6 protein-coding genes are annotated in these 15,288 nt (G+C 63.6%); all 6 read left to right on the top strand.

Annotated elements, in window-relative coordinates:
• The first annotated feature begins 198 nt into the window (after positions 1-198).
• The 6 genes from O7A60_RS03495 to O7A60_RS03470 all read left to right on the top strand — a co-directional run bounded on the left by O7A60_RS03495 (position 199) and on the right by O7A60_RS03470 (position 15,279).
• A complete protein-coding gene (locus O7A60_RS03495; RefSeq protein ID WP_337105035.1) occupies positions 199-2,127 on the top strand; it encodes an autotransporter assembly complex protein TamA in 1,929 nt (642 codons plus the stop codon).
• A 2-nt stretch (positions 2,128-2,129) separates the two neighbouring features.
• Positions 2,130-8,186: a translocation/assembly module TamB domain-containing protein gene (locus O7A60_RS03490; protein ID WP_337105034.1), complete on the top strand. Its 6,057-nt coding sequence runs from the start codon at positions 2,130-2,132 to the stop codon at positions 8,184-8,186.
• A 252-nt stretch (positions 8,187-8,438) separates the two neighbouring features.
• Positions 8,439-10,097, top strand: a complete 1,659-nt coding sequence (locus tag O7A60_RS03485; protein ID WP_027141575.1) for an ABC transporter substrate-binding protein — start codon at positions 8,439-8,441, stop codon at positions 10,095-10,097.
• A gap of 149 nt (positions 10,098-10,246) precedes the next feature.
• A complete protein-coding gene (locus O7A60_RS03480; RefSeq protein WP_027141576.1) occupies positions 10,247-11,281 on the top strand; it encodes an ABC transporter permease in 1,035 nt (344 codons plus the stop codon).
• 11 nt (positions 11,282-11,292) lie between these two features.
• Entirely contained in the window at positions 11,293-12,450 is a 1,158-nt protein-coding gene (locus O7A60_RS03475) for an ABC transporter permease (RefSeq protein WP_337105033.1), read from the top strand.
• A gap of 48 nt (positions 12,451-12,498) precedes the next feature.
• The gene (locus O7A60_RS03470; RefSeq protein ID WP_463146368.1) at positions 12,499-15,279 is read left to right on the top strand and encodes a dipeptide ABC transporter ATP-binding protein; all 2,781 of its coding nucleotides are present in this window, start codon (positions 12,499-12,501) and stop codon (positions 15,277-15,279) included.
• Positions 15,280-15,288 lie beyond the last annotated feature (9 nt).

Below are 15,288 nucleotides of genomic sequence, written 5' to 3'. Positions count from 1 at the left end.
CCTGCCAACGGTTTATTTTCCGGCCAAGGACCGGTATGCGGACAGTAACCTCCATAGGACAGGGGATCACGCATTCTTGCGGAAACGCAGAAGGTGTGAATTCCAAGCCCGTCCTATTTCAGACAATTGGATTGTGGCCCCTTTACGAGCGCTTCAGAACTTCATTCCAATTTTAGGTTTACGAACTAGGTTATCTTAATGCCGGCGCATGAAGAGCAGATGTCAGGAGGGACCGCGCCAGGGCGCGTGCTTCCGCGCGCCCTGCTTTTGGCCATGCTGTGTTCGTCGGCGCTGCTTTGCGAAGCGAGGCACGCGGCCGCGTTCGAGCTTTTCGGCATCAAGCTGTGGGGATCCTCCAGCGACGAGGACGCCGATATTGCCGATCCCCTGCGTTACGCGGTGACCATCTCCGCACCCGATGCCGACAAGGACCTCGTCAAGAAGCTCGAAAACGCCTCGGCTCTGAAAGGCGATGAGGACCGGCCGGTTTCGGGCTCGCTCGGGCTGATGGCCAAGGCGCGCAGCGACCGTGAACAGCTGGTCGCCGCACTTTATGCCGATGCCCGTTATGAAGGCGTCGTCACCATCACCATCGACGGCAAGCCGCTCGACGAACTGCCGCCGGACGCCGAATTCAAGGGTCCGCAGCCCATTCCGGTGGCGATCACTGTCGCCGCCGGCCCCAAATTCACTCTTGGCAATATCAGGCTGGAGGGCGATGCTGCGGGCCTGATGAGCGCCGACTATGGGCTGATAGCTGGTGGCGACGCCGGATCGGGCGCGGTGCTGAAGGCCGAGGCGCTGATCGTGCGGACGCTGAAGGAGCAGGGCAGGCCGCTGGCCAAGGTGACCGACCGGCAGATCGTCGCCGACCATGCCACCTCGACACTCGACGTGACGCTGACGGTCGCAGCCGGGCCGGTCGCCGGCTATGGCGCGACCACCGTGGAAGGCACCGAGAAGGTCGACCGCGACTTCACCGAATACATGACCGGGCTGAAGCGCGGCAAGCAGTACTCGCCGCAGGAGATCAGCGACGCGCGCGACAGGCTGCTGGCGCTCGAGGTCTTCAACAGCGTGACGTTCAAGGAAGCCGACAAGCTCGACGCCGAAGGCAACATCCCGATCGACGTCCAGGTCAGCGAGCGCAAACCGCGCTTCTTCGGGCTCGGCGGCACCTTCTCGAACACCGAGGGGCTTGGCCTGGAGGGGTACTGGGGCCATCGCAACCTGTTTGGCCGTGCCGAAAAGCTGCGCATCGACGGCGCCATCAGCGGCATCGGCAGCAACAATCTGTCCGAACTGAACTACAATGCCGGCATCATGTTCGAGAAACCCGGCGTCATCGGGCCGGCGTCGAAATTCTTCGCCAGCGTGAAGACCGTGCTCGAGCATCCGGACGCATACGACCATTTCTCGGTCAAGGGCAGCACCGGCCTGTCCTACGAACTCGACAAGAGGCAGACCGTATCGGCCGAGGTCGCGCTCGATTATTCGCGCATCCACGACGCTTTCGGCAAGCACACCTACCTGATCGCCAGCATTCCGCTGCAATATGTCTATGACAACAGGGACAGCAGGCTGAATCCGACCAGGGGCTTCAGGGTGCTCGCCTATGCCGAGCCGAGCTACGACATATTGAGTGGTGCCGCCTTCCTCAAGCTGAAGGGCGAGGGATCGGCCTATCAGTCGCTGGACACGGCCTCGAAATTCGTGCTTGCCGAGCGTGTCGCCATCGGCTCGATCGTCGGTACCGGGCTGCAGAGCGTCCCGGCCGACCGGCGCTTTTATTCCGGCGGTGGCGGCTCGGTGCGCGGCTATGCCTATCAGGGCATCGGTCCCAAGGATTTCACCGGCCAGCCGATCGGCGGCCTGTCGTTCTTCGAGACCTCGGTGGAGATGCGCATCGCCGTCACCGACACGATCGGCATCGTGCCCTTCGTCGATGCCGGTACGGTGTCGACCAAGTCGGTTCCCAATTTCTCCGACGTCAAAGTCGGTGCCGGCGTCGGTCTTCGCTACGTCACGCCGTTCGGACCGTTGCGCATTGACGCGGCCGTGCCGCTCAACCGTGATCCCGGCGACCCGCATTTCGGCATCTATGCCGGCATTGGCCAGGCGTTCTGACGATGAAAACGGTCTGGCGCATCCTTCGCATTGTCCTCTACACGCTGCTGATCGTGCTCGCGGGTGCGATCGGCGCGCTCGTCGTGCTGACCAAGACCGAGCGCGGGCGCGACAACCTCGCCGGCATCATTTCGCGGCTGGCCTCAAGCGATGATCGCAAGGTTACCGTCAGCGGTATCGACGGCATCTGGTCGGGTAATCTCAGCGTCGACCATGTCGTGCTGGAGGACCGCGAGGGCGCCTGGCTGGTGGCGCGCAAGGTAGCCGTCGACTGGTCGCCGACGGCGCTGCTGTCGAAAAGCTTCAGCGCCGATCGCATCGCGGCCGAGCGCATCGAACTGGCACGCCTGCCGGTGGCCGGTACGCGGCCGCCGGCGCAAAGCGGCACGACGACGCTGCCGGTCTCCATCGACATCAAGCAGATCGACCTGCCGGAAATCGCGCTTGGCGAGCAGCTGGCCGGCAGCGGCATCGCCGAGCTCGCAGCCAAGGGAATGCTCAAGGCCGATGCCGCGCCACTGGCGGTCCAGACGGTGCTCAACGTCACCCGCCACGACGGTAAACAGGGCAATGTCGATGCCAAGATCCATTTCGCACCCGCCGACAACAAGCTGGACCTCGACCTCAAGGCGTCGGAGCCGGCCGGCGGCATCATTGCCAATCTGCTCAAGCTACCGGATGCGCCACCGGTCGATATCGCGGTTTTGGGCAGCGGGCCGCTTGCCAACTGGAGTGGTGTCGGTACCTTCCTCGTCGACCATCGGATCGTCACCCAGCTCACCGGCCGCCATCAGCTCACCGACAAGGGCAATCATGTCGAGGCAAAGGGCGACGGCGATTTTGCGCGCTTCCTGCCGGAAAACCTGAAGTCGCTGTTTGCCGGCAAGACCAGCTTCGATATCGCGGGTACCGCCACATCGGCTGGCGGCATCAGCATCGACCGGGCCAGCATCGAGAGCGATGCGGTGCACGGCACCGCCTCCGGCATAGCCGATCCCGCCGGCGCCAGCGACCTGTCGGTCGAACTCGCCGCCAAGGGCCCGCCCGTGGTGATCAGCGTCGGCAGCAAGGCGCAGCCGATCACGCTCGCGATCAAGAACGCCACCGCGCGGGCCTTCGGCGACGGCAAGGCGCCGATCGTCGACATTGGCGCCTCCTTCGTTTCGATCGTCGTCGGCGGCACGCGGCTGGACGATCTGGCGGCGCAAATCCATTCCGATGGTTTCGATATCCAGAACCGCGCCGGCCCGGTTGCCGTCAAGCTGGAGGCTGGCGGCCTGAAAACCGACGTCGCGACGTTGGCGCCGCTGGTCACCGGCAAGGTCAATGTCGATCTGGCCGGTTCAATCAGCAAGGACGCCATTGTTGCCATCGACCAGGGTACGCTGCGCTCCGATGCGCTCAATGCGTCGCTGACGGCGACGGTAGCGCTCGCCGACATGTCGATGCAGCTCAAAATGAACGCCGATGCCGTGGCGACCGCGTTCCCGCAGCAGATCGCCTCGGTGCTCGGCGGGCGGGTGAAATTCTCGGCCACGGCATCGCGCGATCCGCAGGGCTCTTTCGCCGCGAACTCGATCGAACTCACTTCGGGATCGCTCAGCGCCAGCGGTACGGCCAGCATGCAAGGCACGGATATCCAGGCCGACATCAAGGGCAAATTGGGTGACGTTTCAGTGTTGTCGCCGACGGTCGGCGTACCGGTTACCGGCGGGGTCGATTTCGCACTGTCGGCATCCGGCGCGATCACCGCGCCGGATTTCACTGTTAGCGCCGACAGCGACAGCCTGACCGCTTCGGGCCGCACGGTGAAGGCCATCAAGCTGACTGCCAGCGGCAAGGCCGACATAACGAACCCTTCCGCCAATGTCTCGCTGACCGGTGCCGTCAACGACCAGCCGCTCGACATCAAGGCGGCCCTGGTGACCAGCGAGGGCAAGCGTTCGATCAACGGCTTCCTGGTCTCGCTGGGCGACAACAAGGTCTCGGGCGACCTGGCGCTCGACGACAAGTTCATGCCCTTGGGAACGCTGACGCTCGCCGCGCCGGCAATCGACCAATTGGCCGCGCTGGCCGGCCAGGCGGTGACCGGCGACATCAACGGCACCATCCTCTTCGCCAAGGACGGCGACGCACCCTCCATTGCCATCGATGCCAAGAGCACGTCGGTCGCGCGTGGCGAGGTGACGGCCAAAGCGATCGCCATCAATGCGCTGATCGCCAATTATCTCAAGGCGCCGGCGATCTCGGGCACCATCAAGGCCGATGCGGTCACTTCGGGAAGCACAGAAATCAGCGGCATCGGCGTCGATCTCAAGCGCGACGGCGACTGGACCGATTTCACCGGCGGCGCCACGATCGCGGGCATTCCGGCGACCGCTGCCGGCCGGGTGAAGATCGCCGGGGGCACCACCAGCGTCGAGATTGCCTCGGGCGACGCCACTATTCGCGGGATCAAGGCGGCGATTGCCGAACCGTCGGCTCTGACCATCGCGGACGGCACGGCCAACATCGACAAGCTGGCGCTCGATATTGACGGCGGCAAAGTGGCGCTTTCGGGCAGCGCCGGCGAGACGCTCGATCTGGCGGCACAGGTCTCCGCTTTGCCTGCCACGCTTGCCAATGCGTTTTTGCCAGGCCTGGATGCTACGGGAACGCTTGATGGTATCGCTGAAGTGAGCGGCGCCCCGGCAGCTCCCGACATCCGGTTCAACGCGAAACTGGCCGGCGCCGAGACCAGCCAGACCCGGCAGGCAGGGCTCGGACCACTCGCCGTCGATGCGGTCGGCAGCTACACCATTGCCGGCGGCGTCGCCCTCGACCGTGCCACCCTCTCCGGCGAGAAGGTCTCCGGCCAGGCCGCCGGCACCATCAACCCGAACGGGGCCAGCGATTTCGCGATCGATCTGACCTCGTCCGGCCCCAGCCTGCCGCTGACGGTCGGAAGTATCGAGAGCCCAGTCAAGCTCGAGGTCCGATCAGTGTCGGCCAAAATTGCGGGCGAAAGCACGCATGCCCGGCTGGACTTTTCCGCGATCGTGCCTTCGGTCGTCACCAGCCCGGCGAAGGTGGACGGACTTACCCTGACGCTGCACTCGGACGCATTCGATCTCAGGAACCGCGCCGGGCCGGTTTCCGGAACGGTGTCGGTGGACAAGGTTGGGCTCGACAATGCAACGATCGCGCCGCTCATCGCAGGCAAGGTCACGGCGGCGCTCAGCGCCCGGCTGAGCGCCGACGCCGTCGCCATCGACAGCGGCACGCTGAAAAGCGATGCGCTCAGCAGCCAGGTCGCCGGCCAGGTATCGCTGCGTGACGGTGCCATCGATCTCAACCTGAAGGCGGATGCGCCATCGTCGGCCCTGCCGGCGGCGGCACGCGGCATGCTTGGCGACCGCGCCCAGATGAGCGCCACGCTGAAGCGCGAGCCCAACGGCAATCTCAACATAGGCGGATTGAAGCTCACTTCGGGCGCGCTGAGTGCCGACGGCCAGGCAAACCTTGCCGACAACAAGGTGACCGCCGACATCAGGGGAACGCTGAGCGACATCTCGCCATTGTCGAAGGATGCCAAGGGCGCCATCGCTTTTGCGCTGAGTGCGCAAGGGCCGGCCATGGCGCCGGACCTGTCGCTTACCGTCAACAGCGACAAGCTCTCGGTGGCATCGCGCGAGATCATCGGATTGAAGCTCACGGCGACCGGCAAGGCCGATGCCGCCAACCCTGCAGCCAATGTGCAGCTCACCGGCATTGTCGCCGGCCAGGCGCTGCAGGGGAGTGCCGTGCTGGCGACGGCGGACGGCAAGAGCGCCATCAACGGCCTGCTCCTCTCGCTTGGCAAGAACAGGATTTCAGGCGATCTGGCGCTGGACGACAAGTTCGTACCTGAAGGCACCATCTCACTCGACCTGCCCGATATCGGCCCGCTCGCCGCGCTGGCCCTTGAAAAGGCAGAGGGCGATGTGCGCGGCACGATCGCCTTCTCCAGGAATGGCGCGGCGCCCCAGGTCGCCATCAAGGCGGCTTCCGCCTCCATCACGCGTGGCGACCTCCAGGCAAAGACCGTTTCCATCGATGCGCTGATCGCCAACTATCTCGCCGCGCCAGTCATCTCCGGCAAGATCCACGCCGACACCGTCACATCGGGCGGCACCGTGATCAGCGGCATCGATGTCGATTTGAAGCGCGACGGCGACTGGACCGGCTTCTCCGGTGGCGCCACGGTCAAGGGCATTCCGGCGAGGGCCGCCGGCCGCGTGAAGGTGGCCGGCGGCACCACTACGATCGAGCTCGCTTCGGGGCAGGCGACGGTCCAGGGCATCAAGGCGGCCATCGCCCAGGCCTCGACCGTCAGCATCGCCAATGGCACGACGACGCTTGACAGGCTGGTGCTCAACCTTGGCGGCGGCACCGCGACGGTGACCGGCAAGGTCGGACAGGCGCTCGACATCAATGCGGTCCTGGCGCGCGTGCCGATGTCGCTCGCCAACAGTTTTTCGCCCGGTCTCGATGCCGCGGGTTCCATCTCCGGCACGGTGAAGGTGACGGGCGCACCGGCGAGCCCCGCCGTTGCCTTCAACATCGACGCGGCCGGCGTGCAGACATCGCAGACCCGCGGCGCGGGCGTCGGCGCGGTGAGTGTTTCCTCGTCGGGTACCTTTGCTGGCAACAAGCTGACCTTCGACGCCAATATCAGCGACGGAGCCGGGCTTGGCCTCAAGGGCGGCGGCACGGTGACGACGGCGGGCACGCCCGCGCTGGCGCTCGATTTCAACGGTGCCGTGCCATTCGGCCTCCTCGGCGAGAAGCTTGCCGCGCAGGGCCTGGCGCTGACCGGCAACGCCAACGTCAATATTCAGGTGCGCGGTCCGGCGACATCGCCCGTGATCGGCGGCAGCGTCAAAACCTCGGGCGCGCGGCTGGTCGACGCACGCTCGGGCCTTGCGGTCAACGATATCGCGGCGGACGTCTCGATAGGCAACGGCGTTGCCAGGATCAACCGGTTGACCGGAACGCTGTCGACGCGCGGCAGCCTTTCGGCCAGCGGTACGGTTGGCATCAATCCGGCGCAAGGGTTCCCGGCCGACCTGTCGATCAAGCTCACCGATGGCCGCTACACGGATGGACGCGTGGTGACCGCAAACCTGGGCGGCGACCTGACGATCAAGGGGCCGCTGACTTCGGCACCGGCCATCGCCGGCACCGTCAACCTGGCCAAGACCGTCATCACGGTTCCGGACAAATTGCCGGGCTCGCTCTCGGCACTCGACGTCAAGCACAAGAACGCGCCGGGTGCGGTCAGGGCACAGGACAAGGCGCTGCGCCCGGCGACGACCAGCGGCAAGAGCAGTGGCAGCGGCCTTGCGCTCGACGTCACTGTCAATGCGCCGAACCAGATTTTCATCCAGGGCAGGGGTGTCGACGCCGAACTCGGCGGCTCGCTCAAACTGACCGGCCCGGCCTCGTCGCCGCAAGCCGTCGGCACCTTCACCTTGCTGCGTGGCCGGCTGTCGATCCTTGGCAAGCGGCTGACCTTCACCGAAGGCACGGTCGGATTCTCCGGCTCACTGGTGCCTTACCTCAACCTGACGGCGACGACGACCACGACCGGCGCAACCGTCACCATCGTGGTGTCGGGCGAGGCGACCAATCCAAAATTCACCTTCAGTTCAGTGCCGGCGCTGCCGGAGGATGAAGTGCTGGCGCAACTGATCTTCGGGCGGTCGATGTCGAACCTGTCGCCGCTGCAGATCGCGCAACTGGCAGAAGCGGCCGGGCAACTGGCCGGTGTCGGCGGCTCGACGTCGCTGCTGGAGAATCTGCGCGGCGCCATCGGTGTCGACGATCTCGACGTCATCACCGACGATAAGGGGGGCACGGCGGTCTCGGCCGGCAAATATCTCAACGACCGCACCTATGTAACCATCCAGAAGGGCGACAAGCCGGGTTCCGGCAAGGCGACCATCGACCTCAATGTCGGGCGTGGCGTCAAATTGCGCGGCGAGGCGACGGACGCCGGCGAAGCCAAGGGCGGAATATTCTACGAGAAGGAATATTGACGATCTGGCCCTCGTTCTGGCCGCAACTGGCGCTGTCGTAACCGGTGCGAATGTCTCAGTTTAATCGCCCGAAGAGATTTTGGCGAAATCTGGGCGCACTAGCAATTTTGCGCCAAGACTGTCGCTATCACGCGAACTGCCCCCCTTTCAAAGTTGCACATTCGCTAACATGTTCCCAATCCATGTCGTCTTTGACATCATGGCCTGGATGCGGAATGTTAATCGGCGGAAAGCCAACAATGGGAGTTAGTCATGACAATCTATAAGAGCAATGGCGACAGCGTTCCGGATCACATCCTGGCGATGGCCGAAGAAGCCAAGTCGGGCAAGGTCGACCGCCGCGAATTCCTCGCGCTCGCCAGCGTCTTCGGCGCCTCGACGGCCATGGCCTACGGGCTGCTCGGCCTTGCCGCTCCGACCCCGGCCAAGGCCGAGGACGTCCAGGGCAAGAAGGGCGGCGTGCTGAAGGTCGCCATGTCCGTCAAGGATCCCAAGGATCCGCGTACAGCAGACTGGTCCGAGATTTCCAACGCCGAGCGCCAGGCGCTCGAGCCGCTGGTGAAATACACCAAAGAATACACCTTCGCGCCATATCTGCTGGCAAGCTGGGACATCAACGACGACGCCACCGAATACACGCTGCATGTGCGGCCTGGCGTTGAATGGAACAATGGCGACAAGTTCACCGCCGATGACGTGATCTACAATTTCACCCGCTGGGCCGACAAATCAGCGGAAGGCAACTCGATGCCGGGACGCCTTGGCAGTCTCGTCGATGAGACAACCAAGAAGTTGCGCGAAGGGGCGATCGTCAAGGTCGACGACATGACCGTCAAGTTGAAGCTCTCGAAGCCCGACATCGCCATCATCCCGAACCTGTGCGACTATCCCGGCCTCGTCGTCCACAAGACCTTCGACGAGAAGGGCGCCAACTTCAAGAACTGCCCGATCGGCACCGGTCCGTTCGAGCTCGTCTCCTATGATGTCGGCCAGAAGGTGGTCTACAAGCGCCGCACGACCGGCAAGTGGTGGCAGGGCGAAGCCTTCCTCGATGGCGTCGAGTTCATCGACTACGGCACCGATCCGGCCGCGACGGTCTCGGCCTTCGAATCGGGCGAAGTGCAGACCAACCACGAAACCACGGCCGATTACGTCAAGATCATCGAAGGTGTCGGTGCGCCGGCTTCGGAAGTCGTGACCGCGGCCACCGTGGTCTCTCGCTTCAACATCAATGCCAAGCCCTATGGCGACCAGAAGGTGCGCCAGGCGATGTGCCTCGCCGTCGATAATTCGGTCGTGCTGCAGCTCGGCTATGGCAATGCCGGCACGCCGGCCGAAAACCACCATGTCGCGCCGATCCATCCGGAATATGTCGAACTGCCGAAGATCAAGCGCGACATGGCCAAGGCCAAGCAGATGCTGACGGAAGCCGGCGTGATCGATTTCGAGCACGAGCTGATCAGCAATGACGAGGACTACCACAAGAACACCACCGACGCGATCGCGGCCCAGCTGCGCGAGGCCGGCATCAAGGTGAAGCGCACCGTGCTGCCGAGCTCGACCTTCTGGAACGACTGGACGAAATACCCGTTCTCGGAAACCAACTGGAACATGCGTCCGCTTGGCATCCAGGTCATCGCCATCGCCTACCGCTCCGGCGAAGCCTGGAACGAGACGGCCTATGCCAATCCGGACTTCGACAAGAAGGTCAACGAGGCCCTCGGCATCGCCGATGCGGAGAAGCGCAAAGTCGTGATGAAGGACATCGAGACGATGCTGCAGGAGTCCGGCATCATCATCCAGCCTTACTGGCGCAAGCTCTACATCAACATCAAGCCCGAGGTGAAGAACCACTCGATGCACCCCACCTACGAGCACGACTTCGGCAAGGTTTGGCTCGATCAGGCGTGACCCACAGCTTGACGAATACGAGGGGCGACTGGCCCCTCGAATTCGCGGGATCGTCGCCGTTGCACTGGATGCAGCGGCGGCGTGACGTCGCAAGGTTTTCGAAACAGGGTTGACCATATCTGACCCCAACCCGGCCGGCAGGGGGTACAATGTTCTCATTCATCATCAGACGCATCGGCACTATACTGCTCACGATGCTGTGCCTGACGCTGGTCGTTTTCTTCCTCGTCAATCTCGAACCCAATCTGAAGAAGCTGGCGATCAGCCAGACCGAAATGCACACATCGGCCGAGCAGCTCGAAAGCTGGCTGGTCAATCACGGCTACCGCCAGAACTTCTTCGCTCGCTATGGCCAGTGGCTCGGCGTCGTGCCCAAGCAACCGATCACGGATCCGGCGACGGGGAAGACGACACAGCGCTTCTCTTTCTGCAACGACCCGACGGTGCCGACATTCTCCGGTGTCATCGAGGGCGATTTCGGCTGCTCGACCAAATTCAAGACCACGGTTGGGGCCAAGCTGTTCCCTGCGCTCGGCGCCACCGGCATCCTGATGTTCTGGGTGCTGGCGGTGATGGTGCCGGTCTCGCTGCTGATCGGCATCCTTGCCGGCATGCGCGAGGGCTCGCGCACCGACCGCGTGCTGTCGGTCGCGTCGATCGCCTCGACGGCGACACCTGAATATGTGTCGGGCGTCATCTTCACCGTCGTCTTCGCCTCATGGCTCGGCTGGCTGAACGGTTCTGCCGCCTCGGCAAGCCAGGGTATCACCTTCTACAACTTCACGCTGCCGGTCATCACGCTGGCGATCTACGGCATCGGTTACATCGCGCGCATGACGCGCGCCTCGATGGTCGAGGTGATGACGCAGCAATATATCCGCACGGCACGCCTGAAGGGGCTTTCCTTCAAGAGCGTCGTGGTCAAGCACGCGCTGCGCAACGCGTTGATCGCGCCGTTCACCGTCATCATGCTGCAGTTTCCATGGCTGCTCACCGGCGTCGTCATCGTCGAGGTGATGTTCCGCTACCAGGGCTTCGGCTACACGCTGGTCGAGGCCGCGGGCAACAACGACATCGATCTTCTGCTCGGCTGTTCGCTGGTCTCGGTGTTCATCGTCTTGATCACGCAGCTCATTTCCGACGTCGGCTACGCGTTCCTCAATCCGCGCATCCGCGTTCAGTAGGGAGAAGGCGCATGCAAGCTCAATATATCGGCGCCTCCACCATCATCCTCGAAGTGTTCTGGCGCTTCTGGCCGGTCTGGGTCGCGCTTTTCATCGTCATGGGCGCGAGCTTTCTCTACAAGAAGAAGCTGGCGCTCTATGGCCAGCTGTTCGACAGCGGCGTCGGCATAGCGGGCGTCTTCATCTGCCTGTTCTGGCTGTTCACGGCGATCTTCGCCTCGACCATCTCGCCTTTCGATCCGCTCGGCCAGGTCCCGATCATGAAGGACACGCTGCCCGGCGCCATCGAACCGCAATCGGGGCTCGTCTACCTGTTCGGCGGCGACAAGCTGGCGCGCGATGTGTTCTCGCGCATGGTCTATGGCAGCCAGATCGTGCTGATCATCGCACCCGCAGCGACCGGTTTCGCGCTCATGGTCGGCATCACGCTCGGCCTGCCGGCCGGTTACTACGGCGGCAAGATCGATTCCATCCTGTCGTTCCTGGCCAACCTCGTGCTGGCTTTCCCGGTGATCCTGCTGTTCTACCTGCTGGTGACGCCGGGCATCATGGACACGCCGATCCCCTATGCGCTGGCCGGTGTCTTCTTCCTGTTCCCGATCATCTTCTTCAGCGTGCTGTTCTGGACCCGCTACAAGAACCGGCCCGACCGGATCTATATCCTGCTTGGCCTGACGCTGATCATAGGCGGCTGGGTCTACCTCGGCCTTGTCTTCGACAGGGATCCGCTGCACATCGTCCACATCGATCCCAACCAGCTCAACATTTTCGTGGCTGTGGTGTTCGCCTCCAGCCCCGGCGTGTTCCGCATCGTGCGCGGCCTTGTGATGGACATCAAGACGCGCGACTATGTGGCGGCGGCGCAGACGCGCGGTGAATCGCCGTGGTATATCATGCTGTGGGAAATCCTGCCCAATGCGCGCGGACCGCTGATCGTCGATGCCTGCCTGCGCATCGGCTACACCACGATCCTGCTCGGCACGCTGGGCTATTTCGGCCTGGGGCTTGCGCCCGAGAGCCCGGACTGGGGCACCGCGATCAAGGACGCCAGCCGATTGCTGCGCTCCTTCATCCATCCGGCGCTGCCGCCGACGATCGCGCTGATGTCGTTCGTGCTGGGGCTCAACCTGTTGGCCGATTCGCTGCGCGAGCAATCGATGAAAGACTGATTGACGGGCCTTGACCCGCGTCTGGTAAAATTTGGATTGGAGCGACCCATGAACGAGGCAGTTCGAAATCCCGCCAAGCCGACCAATGGGCCGACCAATGGGCCGATCATCGAGATCGAGAACCTGTCGATCTCCTTCTTCACCCGCAAGGGCGAGATACCGGCGGTGATGGATTTTTCCTGCACGGTCATGCCGGGCGAGGCGATGGGTATCGTCGGTGAATCCGGCTGCGGCAAGTCGACCGTATCGCTCGGCATCATGCGCGACCTGTCCAACATCGGAAAGATCGTCGGCGGCAAGATCAAGTTCCAGGGCAAGGACATGGGCGAGCTCTCCGACGAGGAACTGCGCGCCATCCGCGGCAACAAGATCGCCATGATCTACCAGGAGCCGATGGCCAGCCTCAATCCGGCGATGAAGATCGGCCAGCAACTGATGGAAGTGCCGTTGATCCACGACAAGGTGTCGAAGGAAGAGGCCTACTCCAGGGCGCTCGAAATGGTGCGCTCGGTCAAGCTTCCCGATCCCGAGCGCATGATGCGCTCCTATCCGCACCAGCTTTCCGGCGGCCAGCAGCAGCGCATCGTCATTGCCATGGCGCTGCTGTCGAAGCCGGCGCTGCTTCTGCTCGACGAGCCGACCACCGCGCTCGACGTGACCGTGGAAGCGGGCATCGTCGACCTGGTGAAGGGGTTGGGCGAGAAGTTCGGCACCTCGATGATCTTCGTCTCGCACAATCTCGGCCTGATCCTTGAAACCTGCGACCGCATCACGGTGATGTATTCGGGCGAGGCGGTGGAGACGGGCAAGATCAAGGACGTCTTCGACCGGATGCGCCACCCCTATACGCAAGGGCTGTTCCGTTCGATCCCGCTGCCGGGCGCCGACAAGAACTCCCGGCCGCTGATTGCGATTCCCGGCCAATTGCCGCTGCCGCACGAGCGGCCGAAAGGCTGCAATTTCGGCCCGCGCTGCCATCATTTCGTCGAGGGCGTCTGCAACGCCGCCGAGATCCCGATGATCGAGGTCGCGGGTCACGAAGGCCATTTCTCGCGTTGCGTACGCTTCAACGAGATCGACTGGGACGCGCTGCCGCCCGGCGCCAAGAAGATCAATGAACGTGTCGTGCCCGGCGCGCCGGTGCTCAAGATCGAGGACCTCCGGAAATATTACAAGGTCGGCGGCAGCGAGGTGTTCGGCTCGAGCGAAGGCCGCGTCGTCAAGGCCAACGAGACGATCTCGTTCATGGCGCGCGAATCCGAGACGGTCGCCATCGTCGGCGAATCCGGCTGCGGGAAGTCGACGCTGGCCAAGGTGCTGCTCGGACTTGAGACGGCCAGTTCCGGCAGCGTGACGCTGGGCAACAAGGAAATCCAGTCGACCGGCATCGAGAAGCGCAGCGTCGATACTGTGTCGTCGATCCAGATGGTGTTCCAGAATCCGTTCGACACGCTCAACCCCAGCCATTCGGTCGGATCGCAGATCATCCGCACGCTGGAAAAATTCAATGTCGGCAAGACCGTCGCCGACCGGCGCAAACGGATGCTGGAACTGCTCGACCTGGTGAAGCTGCCGCGCGCCTTCGAGACGCGCAAGCCGCGCCAGCTTTCCGGCGGCCAGAAGCAGCGTATCGGCGTGGCACGCGCCTTTGCCGGCGACGCCAAGGTGGTTGTGGCCGACGAGCCGGTTTCGGCGCTCGACGTTTCGGTGCAGGCGGCGGTGACCGAACTGCTGATGGACATCCAGCGCAAGAACAAGACGACAATGCTGTTCATCAGCCACGATCTGTCCGTCGTGCGCTACATCGCCGACCGCGTCGTCGTCATGTATCTCGGCTATATCGTCGAGCAGGGCACGACCGACCAGATCTTCGCACCGCCCTATCATCCCTATACCGAGGCGCTGCTGTCGGCGATCCCGATCGCCGATACCAGCGTGGTCAAGAAGCACATCGTGCTGGAGGGCGACATACCCTCGGCGATGAACCCGCCGTCCGGCTGTCCGTTCCAGACACGCTGCGGCTACAAGAAGTTGGTCCCCGATAATTTGTGCGAGACCAAGGTGCCGCCGGTCAAGAATCTCGGCGAAGGCCATATGAGCCTATGCTGGCTCTCCGACGACGTGCTCAAGACCATGGAGCCGGTGATCAAGTTCGACAAGGAACACGCCGCCCATGAGGGCGTGCCGGACGATGCGCCGCATGGCGACGGTCCGGGCTTTGCCGGTACGCCGCCCAACCGACCACATGGCAAGACGGCCAGTGCCGAAGCCGACGCCGTGGGGGAGGCCGCCGAGGAGGCCGAAGCCGTTTCGCGGGCTCGCCGCCACGAAGTTCGGGACGAGGTCTCCGAGACCGGCGATGCCTCTCCGAAGCCCGCCAACGCCACCTCCGCGCCGTTCACGCCAAGGACGCTTGGAGACGGCCGCCAGGCGGAGAACGCACGCGTGGCACCAATTGGTAAGCCTGCGGTGAGGCAGACCAAATCAAGCCAAAGTGCGACAAAGGCGAGCGCGACTGCGGAGCCAGCCCGTCTGGCCGGCGCAAATGTCGACAAGAACCGCCCGTCGGGCATCGCCAGGCCTGCCAAACCCGATGACCTCAAGCTGATCTCCGGCGTCGGCTCGAAGACGGAAGGCATCCTCAATGGCCTCGGCATCTTCACCTACGCTCAGGTCGCCGCATGGAAGAAGGCAGAGCGCGAGTGGGTTGACGATCATCTGAGATTCCACGGCCGTATCGAGCGCGAGGACTGGGTCAGGCAGGCAAAGGCGCTAGCCAAGGGCGGCGAGGCTGAATACATCAAGGTGTTCGGCAAGAAGCCGCGCTGAAAGCCACGA

The organism is Mesorhizobium salmacidum (SeqCode), assembly GCF_037179605.1.
Classification (GTDB): Bacteria; Pseudomonadota; Alphaproteobacteria; order Rhizobiales; family Rhizobiaceae; genus Mesorhizobium; species Mesorhizobium salmacidum.
Note: the sequence above shows the minus strand (reverse complement) of the source record. Positions and strands in the feature narration are given on the sequence as shown.

Bases quoted from the DNA above. Each gene is read 5' to 3' on its own strand.
- O7A60_RS03495 (WP_337105035.1), top strand. From the start codon at position 199: ATGCCGGCGCATGAAGAGCAGATGTCAGGAGGGACCGCGCCAGGGCGC.
- O7A60_RS03490 (WP_337105034.1), top strand. From the start codon at position 2,130: ATGAAAACGGTCTGGCGCATCCTTCGCATTGTCCTCTACACGCTGCTG.
- O7A60_RS03485 (WP_027141575.1), top strand. From the start codon at position 8,439: ATGACAATCTATAAGAGCAATGGCGACAGCGTTCCGGATCACATCCTG.
- O7A60_RS03480 (WP_027141576.1), top strand. From the start codon at position 10,247: ATGTTCTCATTCATCATCAGACGCATCGGCACTATACTGCTCACGATG.
- O7A60_RS03475 (WP_337105033.1), top strand. From the start codon at position 11,293: ATGCAAGCTCAATATATCGGCGCCTCCACCATCATCCTCGAAGTGTTC.
- O7A60_RS03470 (WP_463146368.1), top strand. From the start codon at position 12,499: ATGAACGAGGCAGTTCGAAATCCCGCCAAGCCGACCAATGGGCCGACC.